Below are 17,175 nucleotides of genomic sequence, written 5' to 3'. Positions count from 1 at the left end.
GGTGCCTTTCAGCTGCGGGGTGCGATTTCGTCACGAGCCGCCGCGGACGGCCGAAGCCGCGCATGCGGGCGGTGCTCGGCCTCCAGTATCTCGTGACGTGACACCCGCTCGAACCCGGCCGCGACCTTCTGTTCACCCGCGGGCCACCTGCCGGGAACATTGCGCACCTACCGTCGACCGCGTTATGACGATGCGAACAGCTTCCGCCGAGGCGCAGCGACCGTTCCCGCTGATCGCCTCCGTGGAGGCGTTCGACCAGCTCGGCGCGGCGCTGGACAGCGACGTCGAGCGCGTGAACCTTCTCATCGGCGACATCAACTCGCTCGCCGAACTGGTGTCGGAGGTGCACGCGGCGGGCAAGACCGCGCACGTGCACCTGGAGCTCGTCGGCGGCATCGGACGCGATGGCGCCGCGGTGCGGTTCCTCGCGGAGCACGTCGGCGCCGATGGTGTCATCTCGACGAAGAGCTCCGCCGTGGCCGCAGCCCGCCAGCTCGGGATCGACTCGGTGCAGCGCTTCTTCGCCGTCGACACCCACGCGGTCACCCACGCACTGCGGCAGATCAACGCGAGCCGCCCCACCGAGGTCGAGGTGATGCCCGGCCTGATGCCGCGCATCATCCGCGAGGTGCGGGGAAAGCTGAGCCAGCCGCTCATCGTCGGCGGACTCATTCGCCATGCTCGCGAGGTCGAGCATGCGCTGGCGTGCGGCGCCGACTACGTCTCAACCGGGGGCGCCGACCTGTGGCGTCGCCGAGACTGGGGCGCCGTGCGCGTCGCCTGACTCACGCGTCCGCACCACCGACGCGACAACTGAATACGACCCCCTGGGCAGAGAAAAAGAGTTCACCCGGAGGTCGACGAAGCACCGCCCGCGGTCCGTCCGCAGGCGAAGCGGAGTCGACCCCGGGTTTTTTCATGCCCTCAACCGATTGGAGTTTCGATGCCCGCCCCGCTCATCCTCGCCCACCGCGGCGCCAGCGCCGCCGCGCCGGAGAACACCCTCGTCGCCTACGAGCTCGCGATCGAGCAGGGCGCCGACGGCCTTGAGATCGACGTGCACCCCACGCGCGACGGCCACCTGGTGTCGATTCACGACGACTCGGTCGATCGCACCACGGACGGCCGGGGGCGCGTCACCGAGCTCACGCTCGCCGAGATCCGCCAGCTCGACGCCGGCTCCGGCTTCTCGCCCGACTTCCGCGGCGTCCCCGTGCCGACACTCGACGAGGTTCTCGACCTGACCGCCCGCCACGGCCTCGTGCTCAACATCGAGGTCAAGGACATCTATCGGCACGACGCGGCCTACGACGGCGCCGCCGAGGCCGCTGCCGAGGCCGTGCTGGCGCGGGGCCTGGCCGAACAGGTCGTCTTCTCGTCCTTCAACCACACCTCGATGGCGGGGCTGAAGTCCCGCCACCCGGAGCTCACCACCGGTCTGCTCATGATGATGCCGCTTCACGAGGTGGGCGCCTACGCCCGCACGACCGGCGCCGATGCCCTGCATCCTGCGCTCGCGGCACTCACCCCCGCGCTGATCACGCAGGCCCGCGAGGCGAATCTCGCCGTCAACGCGTGGACGATCGCACCGCCGTTCTCCCCGCTTCCCGAGGAGGAGCAGCTGCGCGCGATGTGGGCCGCGGGAGTCGACGCCGTCATCACGAACATTCCGGACGTCGCCGTCGCTCTGCGGGCGGAGCTGGCGTGACGCGCATCCTGGCCTCGGGCGGCCTCGACGGGCCGCCGAACACGCTCCGGGCCTTCACCGCCTGTCTCGACGCCGGCGTCGACGGCTTCAGCCTGGACGTTCGCCTCTCGCGCGATGCCGAGCTCGTCGTGATCCGCGACGCCACCGTCGACCGCGCGAGCGACGGCCGCGGCGCGGTCGACGAGCTGACCCTCGCCGAGCTGCAGTGCCTCGATGTGGGAGGCGACGGGTGCGCCGAGCGCATCCCCACGCTGCACGAGGTCCTCGATCTGGTGGAGGGCGCCGACGCCCTGGTCACCGTCGAGGTCCACGAAGCGCCGCGCCACGGCCCCGGAGTGAGCCCCACCGCGGTCGCGGCGGCGGAGCTCCTGCGGTCGCGGGAGCTGGGTGACCGCGTCGTGCTCAGCTCGTACCGCCACGACTCGCTCGCGGCCCTCAAACTCGCCGACCCGACCCTCATGATCGGGGCGCGCCACGTGGCGCAGCTTGCCGACGCGGGGGGCTACCTCCGCGAGTTGGGCGCCGATGTGAGCATGCCGGTGTCGCTCGCCGTCACGCCCGGCACCCTCGCCGAGGCACGAGCCGCCGGCGTCCAGGTGCACGCCTGGACCGTCTCGGCTCCCGGCTGGCCGGTCTCGGAGTCCGCACAGATCGATGCGCTGCTCGATCTCGAGGTCGACGCCGTGATCACCGGCAACCCGCGACGAGCGATCGCCCGACGGGAGGCGAGCGCATGAGCCCCCGCATCATCGCCCACCGCGGCGCCAGCGTCGCCGCGCCCGAGAACACCTTCGCCGCGTTCCAGCTCGCCGTCGAGCTCGGCGCCACCTCACTGGAGCTCGACGTTGACGTCACCCGCGACGGGCACCTCGTCGTGCTGCACGACTCCCGCGTCGACCGCACCTCCAACGGCGTCGGACACGTGCGCGACTTCCGGCTCGAGGAGCTGCGGGCGCTCCGCTTCGACCGCGGCTTCGAGGGGCGGTTCCCGGACGAGGCCACCCGGATCCCCACCCTCGCCGAGGTTCTCGACTTCGCCGTGGAGCGGGGGCTGTGGGTCAACGTCGAGACCAAGGACTACTCAGACGACTGGGCTGCCGTCAACGAGCTCGTCGGCACCGCGATCCGCTCGCGCGATCTCGCCGAGCAGACCCTCGTCTCGTCGATCAACCACCGGGCGATGGCGGGCCTGTCGCGCACGCATCCCGAGCTGCCCACGGCGATCGCGTTCCTGGAGACCTTCGTCAACGTTCCCGCCTACGCCGCCCGGTGCGGAGCCCAGGTGCTCCACCCGCACTTCTCGCTCATCGAGGCGTCCTTCGTCGAGCGGGCCCATGCGGCCGGGCTCGGCGTGAACGCCTGGACGGTCGATGACGAGGCGACCGCGACGCGGCTGCTGGCGACCGGCATCGACGGACTCATGACCAATCGACCCGACATCGGACTGCGCGCCCTGGCCGCGACCCACCCTGAGGAGACACACCCGTGAGCCGTATCGAACTCACCGACATCTCGAAGCGCTACGGCGACCGCGACGTCATCACCGGACTCCACCTGACGATCGAATCCGGCAGCTTCACCGTCCTCGTCGGCCCGTCCGGCTGCGGCAAGTCGACCACTCTGCGGATGATCGCGGGTCTCGAAGCGCAGACGGGCGGCTCGATCACGATCGGCGGCGAGCCGATGGCGGATGTTCCGGCCGGCCGCCGGGGCGTGGCGATGGTGTTCCAGAACTACGCGCTGTACCCGACGATGACCGTGGGCGAGAACATCGAGTTCGGGCTGCGCAACATCGGCGTGCCGAAGCAGGATCGAACGCGACCGGGTCGCCGAGATCGCGGAGACCGTCGGGCTCACCGATCACCTGCGGAAGCGTCCGTCCGCGCTCTCCGGCGGCGAGCGCCAGCGGGTCGCGCTGGCCCGCGCCATGGTGAAGAACCCCGCCGTGTTCCTGATGGACGAGCCGCTGTCGAACCTCGATGCGCGACTCCGCCAGAAGATGCGCGTCGAGCTGATCGAGCTGCACGAGCGCATCGGCGCCACGTTCGTCTACGTGACGCACGACCAGGTCGAGGCGATGAGCATGGGCACCGACATCGTGCTGATGCGCGACGGCGCCATCATGCAGCAGGACGCGCCCGAGCAGCTGTATCGGGCGCCGCGCAACGTGTTCGCCGGCCGCTTCATCGGAACCCCGCCGTTGAACGTCGTCCCGGTGAGCGCCGTGACCGGCGCGAGCGCCTACGCCCCGAGCGGGGCGGCCTGGGTGGGTTTCCGCCCGGAGCGCATCGGCCTGCTCGACGGCGACTCCTCCGCCCCGGCGGGTGCGATCGAACTGCCCGCGTCGTTCATCGCGCTGGAGAACCTCGGGGCGGAGCAGATCTACCGCGCCGAGCTTCGCGACGGCAGTCGCGTCGCCCTGAAGCGCTTCGACGAGCCGGTGCGCGAGCTCGGCTCGACCGTGCGGGTGGCGATTCCGATCGCCGAACTGCAGTGGTTCGACGAGCGCGAGCAGCGGATCGCGCACGCGGAGGTCAGCGGATGAACGCCACCCTGCTGCGGGACCGTCGCCTGCTGCCCTACGCGCTGATCGCCCCCGCGATCGTCCTGCTCTCCGTCTTCTACCTGTACCCCATCGGGTACAACGCCGTTCTCAGCCTGTTCTCGTGGGATCTGCGCGGGCCGATGACCTTCATCGGGTTCGACAACTTCGCGGAACTCGCCAGCGACCCCGACTTCGGGCTGGCGCTGCGCAACACGGTCGTCTACACGGTTACCGAGGTCGTTCTCGTGATGCTCATCGGGCTCGGCCTGGCGCTGTACCTGAACAGCCTCCGGCGATTCGGCGGGTTCCTTCAGGCCGTCACCTTCGCCCCCAACGTGGTGGCGCTCGTGTCGGTCTCGCTGATCTTCGTCTGGCTGATGGACACCGACAACGGCCTGTTCAACCAGCTCCTGTCCAGTGCCGGACTGCCGGAGGTCGGGTGGCTCTCCGACCCCGACGTCGCCCTGTTCTCCCTGGTGCTGGTCTCGGTGTGGAAGTCGGTCGGGTTGAACGCGCTCATCCTGCTCGCCGCGTTGCGCTCGATCCCGACGCACCTGTTCGAGGCGGCCTCGCTCGACAACGCGTCCCCGTTCACCCAGCTGCGCCGGATCACGCTGCCGATGATCTCGCCGACGCTGTTCTTCCTCACGCTGGTGAACGTCATCGGGTCATTTCAGGCCTTCGACACGATCAACGTGATGACCCGCGGAGGCCCGCGCAACTCGACGAACACGCTCATCTTCAGCATCTACCGCGAGGGCTTCGAGTACTACCGCGTCGGCTACGCCGCCGCCATGGCCCTGGTGCTGATGGTGATCGTCGGCATCTTCACCATCGTCTACTTCCAGGTTCTGCAGAAGAGGGTCCACTACCGATGACTGCCCACGTCAGCTCCCCCGCGGTCTCCGCCAGCGCTCTCCCCGCCCGTCGACTGGGTCGCGCGCTCGCGCGCCTCGGCGTCGGCGCCGCGCACCTCGTCGTCGGCATCGTGCTGGTCCTGGTGTTCGCCGGGCCCTTCTACTGGATGGTGCTCACCGCGTTCCAGACGGTCGCGGAGGCGATGTCGATCCCTCCGCAGTTCTGGGTCGACACCGTGCGCTGGGACAACTTCGTCGCCGCCTTCGATCGCGTCGACTTCGGTCATTTCGCTCTGAACTCGGTGATCATCACGGGGGGCACGCTGCTCGGCCAGTTCCTCGTCGTCGTCCCCGCGGCCTACGCCTTCGCCCGCTACGAGTTCCGGGGGCGCGGCGCGCTGTTCGGCACCGTCCTCGCGACGATGATGATCCCCGGCCAGCTCATCTTCCTGCCGGTCTTCGTGATGTACGCCGGGGCCGGCCTGCTGAACACGCAGCTGTCGCTGATCCTGCCGTTCGTCGCCAGCGGCTTCGCGATCTTCCTGCTCCGGCAGACGTTCATGCGCGTTCCGGACGAACTGCTCGAGGCGGCGCGCCTGGACAACGCGAGCGAGTTCACGATCATCCGCAAGATCATGCTGCCGATCGCGCAGCCCACGATCGTCACCATCGCGCTGATCACGTTCATCGGCAGCTGGAACAGCTACTTCTTCCCGCTGGTGTGGACCACGACCGATGCGGCGCGCACCCTCCCGGTCGCGATTCCCCGACTCGAGTCGCTCGACCAGATCGCGCCGACCGTCGTGATGGCCGGGAACATGCTGCTCGTCATTCCCGTGCTCATCGCCTTCCTTGTCGCCCGGCGACACTTCATGACCGCGTTCACCGACACCGGTGTCAAGTGAGCACCCCAGACTCCGACCACCGGAGAACCCACCCCTCACCAGAGAAAGGCACCACCATGTCACCGCTCACCCGTCGCGGCCGCGCCGCGACCGCCGTCACCCTCGGTCTCGCCACGACCGTCCTGGTCTCCGGCTGCGCCGGCGCCGCCGGTAGCGCCGCCGGAAGCTTCAGCTACGAACAGGGCGATGAGCCCATCGAGCTCACGTTCTGGACGGCCGCCGTCGAGGACGTCAACCAGGAGCTCGTCGACCAGTTCAACGAGAGCCGCGGAGCCGAGCTCGGCATTCAGGTGACCGCCGAGTACCAGGGCGACTACGTGCAGACCGAGCAGAAGGTCAACGCCTCCGCCGTCGCGGACACGCTCCCGAACCTGTTCGTGGATGAGGTCGGAATGACGCAGCGCTTCGCGGACTCGAACATCACCGTGAGCCTGACCCCCTATCTGGAGGCCGCGGGCATGGATGACGCCGACTTCCAGGTGGGCGAGACCGGCAACCTCTACGTGGGCGAGGACATGTATGCCTTCCCGCACATGCGCAGCGTTCCCGTGATGTACGTGAACCGGGACATGATGCGCGAGCTGGGGCTCAAGGAGGACGGCCCCGAGACGTTCGTCGAGTTCGAGTCCTACCTCGAAGCGGCCGCGGAGCTCGTCGGCGGCCCGGCGATGATTCTCTGCGACTACGACTTCTGGGTGATGGAGGCGCTGTTCTACAGCTACGGCGGAACCGCCGTGCTCAACGACGACGAGTCCGAGTCGACCATCGACTCGGCGGGCGCGGTCGCCACGGTCGAGTGGATCGCCGACCTCGAGGACCGCGGCCTCATCAAGGTGACCTCGGCCGCTGACGTGCAGGCGTTCTTCGCGGCATCGGGTGCGCCGACCACGGCGTTCACGTTCCTCAGCTCGGGCGGCATCCAGTCGATCCGCGCGATCGCCGAGGGCAACGGAGTCGACATCGGGGTCTCGCTCATCCCCGCGGGTGAGGGCGACCAGCGCGGCGTGTCGGTGGGCGGTTCGAACGTCTACCTCGCGAACACGGGCACCGACAACGAGAAGGCGGCCGCCTTCGAGTTCATGACCTGGCTGAGCGACACCGAGCAGACCGCCTACGCGTCCTCGCGCACCGGATACCTGCCGGTTCGCCTCTCGGCGTTCGACACCGACACCATGCTCGAGATGTTCGACACGATCCCCGGCTACTCGGTCGCCGCCGAGCAGATCCAGTACGGCAAGGCCCGCCCGATGCCGAAGGCGTACAGCGAGCTCGAGCAGCTGATGATCGAGCGGATCCACGCGATCTACTTCGACGACCTCGACGCGCAGTCCGCGCTCACCGACCTGGCCGCCGAGGTCGACGCCGTGCTGTCGCGCTAGGCACACACCGGACGACCGGCGCGGGGTCGCACAGGAGCTCCTGTGGGCCCCGCGCCGTGCACGTCGGTCGATGCCGCGGCGCACGGCCGGACACAGATTCGCCATAGGAACTGCCCCTAGATTCATCGAATGCTCAATCACCCCTTGACCCGGAAGGCGACGCGCACCCCGCTCGTTGCCAGCGCAGCCGCTGCCGCGCTCGCTCTGACGCTCACCAGCTGCGCCGCCGTCGACGACACCGCGACGGACACCAGCACCGCCGACACCACCACGACGGAGACGACCGGCGACTCGACCGTCGTCGCCCTCGCGGAAGCCTTCGACGCGACGCTGTCGGACTCGCAGAGCGCCGACCTGAACGACGACTACACGTTCGCGAACGCCTCCAACTGGTCGAACCTGCCGGCGGGCGGCGACCGTGCCGGGCTCAGGACGGAGAGCCTCTCCGACGAGCAGTGGGCCGCCCTCGAGGAGCTGCTGGCCGCCGCGACCGGCGCCGACGACAACGAAGGCTTCGATGAGATCCTTCAGCACCTCGCCGCCGACGACTACCTCGACGACGTGAGCACCGACCCGGTCTATGGCCGTGGCAACTTCTACATCGCGTTCCTCGGCACCCCGAGCACCACGGGCACGTGGGAGCTCCAGTTCGGCGGCCACCACCTCGCGCTGGCCAACACCTACATCGACGGCGAGCTCGCCGGCGCGACCCCGTCGTTCCGCGGCATCGAGCCGTTCACGACCGAGGACTACGACGGCCTGACAATCGAGGCGGAGCAGCAGGAGCAGGCGGCCTTCGCCGCCATGCTGGCCTCGTTCGACGCCGACCAGCTCGCGACGGCGGAGCTGGGCAGCTCCTTCGGCGACGTGCTGCTCGGCCCGGGCGACGACTGGGCGTTCCCGACGAGCTCGGACGGCATCCCCGGTTCCGAGCTGAGCGACGAGCAGAAGGCGCTCGTGCTCGCCGCGATCAACACCTACGTGGGCGACCTGGCGGAGGCCGGCGCGGCCGCGATCCTGGCCGAGTACGAGGCGGAGCTCGACGAGACCTACATCTCCTTCTCCGGCACCAGCGCCGTCGACTCCGCGGGCGACTACGTGCGCATCGACGGGCCGTCGGTGTGGATCGAGTTCTCGATGCAGGCCGGTGTCACGCTCCCCGAGGCGCACCCGCACGCGGTGTGGCGCGACAAGACCACCGACTATGGCGGGCTCACTTCGTAGCCGGCACCGCGTCGCGCTCGTCGCCGTTCTGGCGGCGGGCGCCGCGGTGTGGGGGCCCGCGCTCCCCGCGTCGGCCCACGTCGTGCCGTCGAGCACGATCGAGCTCGACGTCGCCGAAGACCACATCACCGCCGACCTCACGATCCCCGTGGCCGACCTTCAGGTTGCGGCCGGCATCGCCTTCGCCGACCCGACGGGCGCGATCAGCTCGGCTGAGGCCGAGCAGGTCACGGCGTATCTGGAGGCGCACACCCAGGTGAGCTCGGATGCGGGCACATGGGCGGTGGAGGTCGACGAGGTCACCCTCGACGAGGTGGAGCAGGAGAGTGTCGGGGCGTTCCCGGCGATCACGGCGACCGCGCTGCTCACCCCGCCGTCGGACGGCGACGTGCGCCAGTTCGTGCTCGACTACGACGCCGTCGTGCACCAGCTGGTGACGGCCGACATCTACGTCATCGTGGGCAGCGACTGGGCCGCCGGCGAACTGGACTCGGCCCGCGAGATCGGCGTGATCGGCCTGAACACGGTGACCGGCGTGGTCGACCCTCTCGTGGTCGATCTCGATGACGGCAGCTGGTGGCAGGGCTTCACCGGGATGGCTGCGCTCGGCATCTCGCACATCGCGGAGGGCACCGACCACCAGCTCTTTCTGCTGACGCTGCTGCTGCCCGCCCCCTTGCTCTTCTCGGCTGGGCGCTGGGGCGCACCGGCGCCGCGACGCACCGCTCTGCGCCGAACACTCGCCGTCACCCTCGCCTTCACGGTGGGGCACTCGATCACGCTCGCGCTCGGCGCCCTGGCCATTCCGGTCGCGCGCCAGCCCGTCGAGGTGCTGATCGCCGTGAGCATCCTGATCGCCGCCGCCCACGCGATCCGTCCGATCTTCCCGGGCAGGGAGGCACTCATCGCCGGGGTGTTCGGCCTCGTCCACGGGGCCGCCTTCTCGACCGCGCTCTCCGACCTGAACCTCTCGGGCGGGCCGCTCGTCCTCAGCCTGCTCGGATTCAACCTCGGCGTGGAGCTCATGCAGCTCGCGGTCGTCGCCGCGGTGCTGCCGCCGCTGATCGTGCTCGCCCAGACCGCGGCGTTCCGGCCGATCCGGATCGGCGCCGCCGTGCTGACCGCCGTCGCGGCCACCGGCTGGCTGCTGGATCGCCTGGGCCTTGCCACCCCGCTCGGCACGGCCGCGGAGGCGCTCACGCCCGCGTCGCCGTGGCTCGTACTCGCGCTGTGGATCGCGGCGGCGGCCGTGTTCGCCCGCGCGCGGATATCGGAGCGGGCGACGCGCCACCTCGCCGGGCCGGAACGGCAGCAGGAGTTCGCCGCGACGCGCGGCACGTGATCCGCGTGACCCGCCGCCACGGTGGGTTCCGCGGCCGCTCGTGACCGCTCAGCTCGACGCGGCGCGGTTCAGCATGCGCCCGCCCGGGTCGACCTGGTGTGCGATGCTCGCCAGTCGGCCCGTCGCCTCGCCCAGCGCGAGCTTCCGGCCCTCGCTTCCTTCGCAGAAGTTCAGCAGGCGGGCGTTGATCGTCCACTCCTCCAGCGCGCGCACCGGCCCCGCGACCGCCTCGCGGCCCGCGAGCACCGCGTCCTCGGTCGGCGTCATCGCCACCGTGAACAAGGCGAACTCCCCCGCGACCGCGCCGATCGCCCCGGACCCCTCCGGCGCCGCGGCGAGCGCGCCGCCGAGGTGCCGCAGTTCGGCGAACATCAGCCCCGACTCGCGCGATGCGGCGCCCACGAAACGCAGCACCGCGGCATCCGGGAGCGAACCGAGGATCGAGTGAGCCGACACGTTCGGGGTCGGCACCGGCGGATCCATGTGGATCTCGAGGAGCGCGGACGCCGGGATGCGCGTGAAGGTGTCGATCTCAGGCCCGAGGGCCCGCAGCGGGGCGAGCACCCGGGCGGCGTCCTCGTCGTCGCCCAGAATCGCCCCGTCGATCACGACGATCGAACGACCGGCGAGGAACGGCGGCAGCTCCGGCAGCGGCGGGAAGTGCATCACGCGCAGCGATGTCGTGGCCGCATCCGGTGCGGTTGCCGCCCAGTCGCGCCAGGCGGTCGCGACGGCGGTGGCGTGCCCGGCATCCCACAGCAGCATTCCGGCGAACACTTCCGGGTACGGCAGCAGATCCAGCTCCACCGCGGTGACGACCCCCAGCAGGTCGACGCCGCCGCGCAGCGCCCACCAGAGCTCCGGATCCTCCTCCGCGCTCGCGCGGCGGACCGACCCGTCGGGCAGCACGACCTCGATGGCGCGGACGGCGTTGATCGCGAGACCGTGACGTCGCGCGTAGAACGACAGGCCGCCCTGCAGGCTGTAGCCCACCGCCGAGACGTCGCCCGCCGAGCCGTGCAGCGCGGTGAGACCGTGCGCGGCAGCGGCCTCGACCACCTCCCGCCACGACGTACCACCCGCGACCCGAGCTCGGCGCGCCTTCTCGTCGATCCCGACGCCGGTGAGGTCGCGCAGGCTGATCAGCAGCACATCGTCGAGCGACCGCCCGGCCAGCGCCTCGGCCGCGTGCCCGGTGGCCTGCACGGCGATGCGCAGGCCCGCCTCGCTCGCGGCGCGCACCACCTCGGACACCTCCTCGGTCGAGCGCGGAACGGTGACGGCGGCCGGGCGCTGGTCGATCGCCGTGTTCCAGGCCTGGCGCGCCTCATCGAAGCCGGCGTCACCCGGCAGGAGGACGCGTGCGCCGAGAACGCCGCGAAGCGGCTCTGCGGCGGATGCGGTGGACGATGCGGAGTCGGTCATGTCAGCTCCCGGGTCTCTCAACTCGAGGCAGGGCGGTCGACGTGAACAGGGCGGCCACGGTGCCAGCCTCACTCGGATTCACTGAGTTTCGCACGACTCCGGCGCGGAGACCACCCCTCCGGCGGTGCGACCGCTCAGGCCGCCCAGACCGTCTTCATGTTGCAGAACTCCTTCATCCCGACTTCTCCGAGCTCGCGCCCGAAGCCGGAGTTCTTGATCCCGCCGAACGCCAGCTCCGGGTAGGAGATCGTCATCCCGTTGATGAACACCCCGCCGGCGTCCACCTCGGCGACGAAGCGCTGCTGCTCGGCCGCGTCGGTCGTCCAGACGGCGGAGCTGAGACCGAACGGCGTGGCATTGGCCAATTCGATCGCCTCCGCGACGCCGGACACCGAGTAGACGGTGGCGACCGGGCCGAACGCCTCCTCCAGGTGGAGCCGCATGGCCGGGGTGACCTCGGCGACGACCGTCGGCGGGTAGAACCAGCCGGCGCCGTCCGGGACCTCGCCGCCCGTGAGCACACGGGCGCCCTTCGCACGCGCGTCGGCGACCAACTCGACCAGGTCGTCCCGCCCGGAGGCCGTCGCGATCGGCCCGATCTGGGTGCGCTCGTCGAGCGGATCGCCGATCGTGAGCGCCTGCATCGCAGCGACGAACTTCTCGGTGAAGCGCTCGTAGACGTCCGCGTGCACGATGAAGCGCTTCGCGGCGATGCAGGACTGGCCGTTGTTCTGGGTTCGCGCCGTCACCGCGGTCGCGACCGCCTCATCCAGGTCGGCGCTCGGCATGACGATGAACGGATCGGAGCCGCCGAGCTCGAGGACCGCCTTCTTGACCTCGGCTGCGGCACTCGATGCCACGGCGCGGCCGGCGGGCTCGGAGCCGGTCAGCGTGACGGCCTTGACGCGCGGGTCCTTGATGATGGCGTCGACGTCGCGCGACCCGATCAGCACCGTCGAGAAGGCTCCCTCCGGGAAGCCGGCGCGGGTGAAGACGCCGTCGAGGTAGAGCGCCGCCTGAGGCACGTTCGAGGCGTGCTTCAGCAGGCCCGTGTTCCCCGCCATGAGGGCGGGCGCGGCAAACCGGATGACCTGCCAGAACGGGAAGTTCCACGGCATGACCGCGAGGATCACGCCCAGCGGTTCGTAGCGGGTCCAGGCGCGCGAGGCGTTGACCTGCTCCGGGTTCGCGAGCGGCTCGTCGGCCAGCATCTCCTCCGCGTGCGCCGCGTAGAAGCGCATCCCCTTGGCGCATTTGGCGGCCTCCGCGCGCGCCGCCGTGATCGGCTTGCCCATCTCGCGCGTCATCATCTCGGCGATGTGCTCGCGCTCGGCGTCGAGGATGTCGGCGGCGGCCGACATCCACTCGGCCCGCTGCCGGAACGTCGTTCGCTTGAGCGCGCCGAACGCGGCGTCGGCACGAGCGATCCGTCGCTCGACTTCAGCGCGATCGTGCGGTTCGAAGACCTGCTCGGTCTCACCGGTCGCGGGGTTGATGGATGCGATGGGCATGACTGCTCTTTCTCGGATTGCGTGTGGAGGAGCGGCTCTGCATCGAGAGCCTCGGCACGTTCAGACGCCTCAGCTGAGCCAGGCCTGCAACTGCGTCACTGCCGCCGAGTCCCAGGTCAGTTTGATGTGGTTGAGGTTCAACGTGACGTTGCCACCGAGCGACCCGATCGAACCGGTGTCGTTGCAGCTCGCCAGGAAGATCGTGCCGTCACTCGGCCCGTCAAGCTCGTTGTTCCAGCTCGGGATGTTGGCGTTGTCACCGCACAGCAGGTAGGTGGAGACGCTCGGCGGAATCGTGGAGGCCCGCATGGTCGAGATCAGCGAGCCCTGCGACATGGCGTAGCTGATGCCGTAGCTCTGACCGTAGTAGCCGGTGCCGCCGTAATAGGTTGTGTGCGCATCAGGGTTGGCGTAGTTGATCGGGTAGGTCCCGTCCCAGCGCTTGAGCATCTGACGAATGCCCGGAAAGAAGTCGCCGCTCGGCGTGACGTAGGCGGTCAGCTCGGGGTGACTGTAGAGAACGCCGTAGCAGTTCTGCCAGATGGCCGCGGTCCCGCCGATCGTGCCGCCACCGCACTCGGAGTACGTGCTGATCGCTGGCCACGTCCCGTGGCGGAAGGTGTAGTCCCAGCCGTTGTTGGGCCCGCCGATCAGAACGAGCTTGCGGATGTCGTTGGCGTAGGCGGTGCCCCAGCTCTTGGTCACGCTGGAGGCGTACATCCGAGCCGACAGCGTCCCCATGCTCCAGGCCACGACGTCGACCTGCGATGCGCCGGTGTTCGCCTTGATGATGCTGACCGCGTCACGGATCTGCTCGGCATGGTTGTAGTTGTTTCCGACCGTGTGCGGGAACGTGATCCCGAACACGCGGTAGCCCGCGCTCTCGAGTGACTGCATGAGCCCGGTACTAGGGCACGTCCCTGCCCCGCAGCCGATGGGGCTCACGCTCGGATTCGCGTAGGCGAAGTCGGCGGTCTCGTAGGCACCCGGCACGAGCAGCACCGGCACCGTCTTCGGGTTGCTCGACCAGTTGGGCGCGTACGACAGCAGGAACCGGCCGGCATCCGGCCGCGCGGAGCCGAAATGGGTGAGTCGTTGACCGGTGTGGTCGAGTCTGCCGTCTGCCGGGTATTGCGCCGGGATGAAGCCGGGGTTCGAGTCGTACCAGCGCTCGACCTTGCTCCAGCCGTGACTGGGCGAGGCGAACGTCGCCTCGAGAGTGAGCGGCCCTGACGCCGCCGCGGGGCCGGGCACGGCCACGGCGCCAGCCGCCAGTGCTGCGACGATGATCGCCGCGATGCGTGTGAATCTGAGCACGATGAAGCCCCCTCGGGTGCGTGAGGTTGAGAAATGGGTTCGACAGCGCACAGTGTTCGTGCGCCTCGGGACGGGGGCGACGCTCGGCGCGTCGCCCCCGGTCGCGGTTACGCCGCGTCGGTCTCGGGGGCCGCGCCAGTGGATTCGGCCGGAACGCGCCCCTCGAGCACGTCGAGCAGGGCCTGGTTCCATTCGACCCGGTTCTCGATGAACGCGACGTGGCCGCTGTTCTCGAAGAAGGTGAGGGTCGAGTCGGGCAGCAGACGGTGCGCCTCTTCGCTCCAGCGCGGGTCCCAGATCAGGTCGTGGCGGCCCGCGAAGACGTGAACCGGAACGGTGATCTCGGGAAGCACCGCGCGGAGGTCGTTGTCGATCAGCGCCTGGAAGCTGGTGACGCCGACGAAGGCGGGCACGCGCCAGCCGGTCTGCACGAACCAGTCCTTGGTGGGCACGAGGTCAGTGCGGTGGAAGTTGTTCCCGTAGAGTCCGGCGATCGTCTCGGTGCGGGCGTACTTGACCGCGTTGATGAGGCCCTGGACCTCGCTCGCGGGGGTGCCGTACGGCGCGTCCTCGGCCGCCCAGAAGCGGGGACCGCTGCCGGTGGTGACGACGCGGGCGATCCGCTCGGGCTGCTCGTGGGCGAACTTCAGCGCGATGTGACCGCCCATCGACCAGCCGACGAGCGTGACGTCGGTGAGGTCGAGCTGGGTGAGCAGCGCCGAGATGTCGCGCACGAACAGGTCGTAGTTGTAGTCGCCCCACGGCTTGTCGGAGTCGCCGTGACCGCGGAGGTCGACGGTGATGCAGCGGTGCGACGGGGCGAGGTCGAGGACCTGGTAGTCCCAGGCGTCGCCGCTGCCGCCCCAGCCGTGGATGAAGACGACGGGCGATCCGGTGCCCCGGTCCTCGTAGTGCATGGTGACGCCGGGCTCAACTTCGATGTTGGGCATGAGTGCTTCCTTTCAGGTGAGGGTTGGAGAGGTGAACGTTGTGATGTCGCGGCAGACCGCGCGGGGATCCTCGAGGTGGACGAGATGCCCGCCGTGCGCGATCTCGCGATATTGCGCACCGGGAACGCGCTGCGCGAGCAGTCGGCCGTTCTCGACCGGCACGACACGGTCGTCCGCGCCGTGGATGACCAAGGTGGGAACGTTGATCTGGCGCACGTCGACCCCGGTGCGGAGGTACCGCTCGGCGGCCGAGAACTGCGCCTGCCAGACCGTCGCGCTCGTCGGGTGCGCCAGGCGCGCGGCGAGCAGCTGCTCGAAGTCGTGAGGATGCTCTCGGTCCCACCCGGCACGGAACGAGAGCGGCATGGTCGCTCGCGCGTACTCCGCGGGGGCCGAGCCGGCCGCATCCGTCCAGGCCTGGATGGTGGACGCCGGCACCGGCGTCGACTCGGGGCCGCCGGGGCTGGTGGCGATCAGCACCAGGGACCGCACCAGATCCGGACGCGTCAGCGCGAGGGTCAGCGCGATGTAGCCGCCCATCGAGTGGCCGATGACCGTGAGCGGGCCGCCGAGCTCCTCGATCGCGATGGCCGCATCGTCGGCGAGCTGTTCGATCGAGCAGTCGTCGACCGGCGTCGCCGAGCGCCCGGTGCCGCGGTTGTCGAGGCTCCACAGCCCCGCGCCGAGGTGCGGACGCAGAACGTTCGCCTCCCAGCTCGCGTAGCCAAGACCGTGCAGCATCACGGCGGCCGGTCGGCCGACGCCCTCGGCGTGAAGCCGAAGACCGTCGCGCGCGGTGACCGTGCGCGCCGCGATCACCGCGCTCACCGCGCCTCCTCGGGGAACTCGATGATCTGGCGGACCGCCGCGCCACTGGCCAGGGTGTCGAAGCCCGCGTTGACCTCGTCCAACCGGATGCGACTCGAGATGAGCTTGTCGAGCGGCAGCAGGCCCTCTCGCCAGAGGTTCTCGTAGAACGGGATGTCCCGCGCGGGGACAGCCGAGCCGAGATAGCTGCCGATGATCTCGCGCGCGCCGGCGACGAGTTCCAACGGAGAGATCGACGCCATGGCATCGGGGCCGGGAAGGCCGACGCTGACCATCCGGCCGCCGACGGCCGTCATGCGGACCGCCGCCTCGAACGCGCGGGCCGCCCCGGCGCACTCGATCACGACATCCGCCACGAAGCCCGCCGAGGCGGCCTCATCGGAGGTGAGCGCCGAGTCGGCGCCCAGCTCGCGAGCCAGTTCGACCTTGTCGGCGTTGGAGTCCACGCCGACCACCGTGACGCCGGGGAGCGAGCGCGCGACGAGCAGCGCCGCCATTCCGACGCCGCCGAGTCCGACGATCGCGATCGTCTGCCCGGGCTTCGGCCGTCCCGCGTTGAGCACGGCGCCGCCGCCGGTGAGCACCGCGCAGCCGAGCACGGCGGCGATGTCGGCGGGCACGTCGCGGCCGACCGCGACGAGCGATCGTGCATCGAGCACGGCGTGCGTGGCGAACCCGGACACCCCGAGGTGGTGCGCGACACTGCCGTGCGCCCCGTGAAGCCGGCGTCCGCCGGCGATCAGGTCGCCCGCCCCGTTGGAGCGCGAGCCGACCTCGCAGGGCAGCCGTCCGTCGGTGGCGCACGCGGCGCAGTCACCGCAGCGCGGCAGGAACGCCGCGACGACACGCTGGCCGGGCGCCAGCTTCCGCACCTCGGCGCCGACCTCCACGACGGTCCCCGCGGCCTCGTGCCCCAGCAGCATCGGGAGGGGGCGGCGACGACTTCCGTCGACGACCGAGAGGTCCGAATGGCAGATGCCGGCAGCCTCGATTCGCACGAGCACCTCGGTGGGGCCGGGCGCGGCGAGCTCAAGCTCCTCGATCGCCAGCGGCCGTGTCTGCGCGTAGGGGCCCGCCGTGTCGCTGCTCGTGAGCACTGCGCCGAGGATCTTCATGTACCCGTTCTCCTTTGAAGGTCGAGCCATTCTGATTCGCGTCGGCACCCGGAATCTATGGATTTCTGC

At 70.0% G+C, this 17,175-nt stretch carries 16 protein-coding genes and 1 pseudogene; 11 read left to right on the top strand and 6 right to left on the bottom strand.

What is annotated here, in order from left to right; translation table 11 throughout:
• Positions 1 to 190: 190 nt before the first annotated feature.
• The 11 genes and pseudogenes from AC0L6Y_RS02015 (at position 191) to AC0L6Y_RS01965 (ending at position 9,960) form a co-directional block, all read left to right on the top strand.
• Positions 191 to 784, top strand: coding sequence for a glycerol-3-phosphate responsive antiterminator (locus AC0L6Y_RS02015; RefSeq protein ID WP_473554349.1), 594 nt, complete (start codon positions 191 to 193; stop codon positions 782 to 784).
• Positions 785 to 943: 159 nt separating this feature from the next.
• Entirely contained in the window at positions 944 to 1,708 is a 765-nt protein-coding gene (locus AC0L6Y_RS02010; RefSeq protein WP_473554343.1) for a glycerophosphodiester phosphodiesterase family protein, read from the top strand.
• Complete coding sequence (locus AC0L6Y_RS02005; protein ID WP_473554339.1) at positions 1,705 to 2,445, top strand: glycerophosphodiester phosphodiesterase; 741 nt, start codon at positions 1,705 to 1,707, stop codon at positions 2,443 to 2,445. Before AC0L6Y_RS02010 ends, AC0L6Y_RS02005 begins: the two co-directional genes overlap by 4 nt.
• Positions 2,442 to 3,197 carry a glycerophosphodiester phosphodiesterase gene (locus AC0L6Y_RS02000; protein ID WP_473554334.1) on the top strand — a complete coding sequence of 252 codons (756 nt, stop codon included), beginning with the start codon at positions 2,442 to 2,444 and terminating at the stop codon, positions 3,195 to 3,197. Before AC0L6Y_RS02005 ends, AC0L6Y_RS02000 begins: the two co-directional genes overlap by 4 nt.
• Positions 3,194 to 3,617: pseudogene (locus AC0L6Y_RS01995) on the top strand (ABC transporter ATP-binding protein); the annotation flags it as partial. The gene AC0L6Y_RS02000 and the pseudogene AC0L6Y_RS01995, both read left to right, overlap by 4 nt.
• An 18-nt stretch (positions 3,618 to 3,635) precedes the next feature.
• On the top strand, positions 3,636 to 4,253 hold the full coding sequence (locus AC0L6Y_RS01990; protein WP_473558609.1) for a TOBE domain-containing protein: 618 nt from the start codon (positions 3,636 to 3,638) through the stop codon (positions 4,251 to 4,253).
• Positions 4,250 to 5,131 (top strand): carbohydrate ABC transporter permease, encoded by an 882-nt coding sequence (locus AC0L6Y_RS01985; RefSeq protein ID WP_473554331.1) that lies wholly within the window; start codon positions 4,250 to 4,252, stop codon positions 5,129 to 5,131. The genes AC0L6Y_RS01990 and AC0L6Y_RS01985 overlap by 4 nt, the downstream gene beginning before the upstream one ends.
• On the top strand, positions 5,128 to 6,015 hold the full coding sequence (locus AC0L6Y_RS01980) for a carbohydrate ABC transporter permease (protein ID WP_473554327.1): 888 nt from the start codon (positions 5,128 to 5,130) through the stop codon (positions 6,013 to 6,015). The genes AC0L6Y_RS01985 and AC0L6Y_RS01980 overlap by 4 nt, the downstream gene beginning before the upstream one ends.
• A gap of 56 nt (positions 6,016 to 6,071) precedes the next feature.
• Positions 6,072 to 7,394 carry an ABC transporter substrate-binding protein gene (locus AC0L6Y_RS01975; protein ID WP_473554321.1) on the top strand — a complete coding sequence of 441 codons (1,323 nt, stop codon included), beginning with the start codon at positions 6,072 to 6,074 and terminating at the stop codon, positions 7,392 to 7,394.
• A 129-nt stretch (positions 7,395 to 7,523) separates the two neighbouring features.
• Positions 7,524 to 8,618, top strand: coding sequence for a DUF3500 domain-containing protein (locus AC0L6Y_RS01970; protein ID WP_473554316.1), 1,095 nt, complete (start codon positions 7,524 to 7,526; stop codon positions 8,616 to 8,618).
• The gene (locus AC0L6Y_RS01965; RefSeq protein ID WP_473554313.1) at positions 8,599 to 9,960 is read left to right on the top strand and encodes a HupE/UreJ family protein; all 1,362 of its coding nucleotides are present in this window, start codon (positions 8,599 to 8,601) and stop codon (positions 9,958 to 9,960) included. The genes AC0L6Y_RS01970 and AC0L6Y_RS01965 overlap by 20 nt, the downstream gene beginning before the upstream one ends.
• 48 nt (positions 9,961 to 10,008) lie before the next feature.
• Here AC0L6Y_RS01965 and AC0L6Y_RS01960 read toward each other — a convergent pair whose 3' ends face one another.
• From AC0L6Y_RS01960 to AC0L6Y_RS01935, 6 genes are all read right to left on the bottom strand, one after another.
• Positions 10,009 to 11,385 (bottom strand): FAD-binding oxidoreductase, encoded by a 1,377-nt coding sequence (locus AC0L6Y_RS01960; RefSeq protein WP_473554307.1) that lies wholly within the window; start codon positions 11,383 to 11,385, stop codon positions 10,009 to 10,011.
• Between the two features lie 134 nt (positions 11,386 to 11,519).
• Complete coding sequence (locus AC0L6Y_RS01955; protein WP_473554302.1) at positions 11,520 to 12,896, bottom strand: NADP-dependent succinic semialdehyde dehydrogenase; 1,377 nt, start codon at positions 12,894 to 12,896, stop codon at positions 11,520 to 11,522.
• 69 nt (positions 12,897 to 12,965) lie between these two features.
• On the bottom strand, positions 12,966 to 14,213 hold the full coding sequence (locus AC0L6Y_RS01950) for an esterase/lipase family protein (RefSeq protein ID WP_473554296.1): 1,248 nt from the start codon (positions 14,211 to 14,213) through the stop codon (positions 12,966 to 12,968).
• 107 nt (positions 14,214 to 14,320) lie between these two features.
• A complete protein-coding gene (locus AC0L6Y_RS01945) occupies positions 14,321 to 15,163 on the bottom strand; it encodes an alpha/beta fold hydrolase (RefSeq protein WP_473554291.1) in 843 nt (280 codons plus the stop codon).
• A gap of 12 nt (positions 15,164 to 15,175) precedes the next feature.
• Positions 15,176 to 15,991 carry an alpha/beta fold hydrolase gene (locus tag AC0L6Y_RS01940; RefSeq protein WP_473554284.1) on the bottom strand — a complete coding sequence of 272 codons (816 nt, stop codon included), beginning with the start codon at positions 15,989 to 15,991 and terminating at the stop codon, positions 15,176 to 15,178.
• Complete coding sequence (locus AC0L6Y_RS01935; protein ID WP_473554279.1) at positions 15,988 to 17,106, bottom strand: alcohol dehydrogenase catalytic domain-containing protein; 1,119 nt, start codon at positions 17,104 to 17,106, stop codon at positions 15,988 to 15,990. The genes AC0L6Y_RS01940 and AC0L6Y_RS01935 overlap by 4 nt, the downstream gene beginning before the upstream one ends.
• Positions 17,107 to 17,175 lie beyond the last annotated feature (69 nt).

The organism is Pseudolysinimonas sp. 10J20-29 (genome assembly GCF_055809595.1).
Note: the sequence above shows the minus strand (reverse complement) of the source record. Positions and strands in the feature narration are given on the sequence as shown.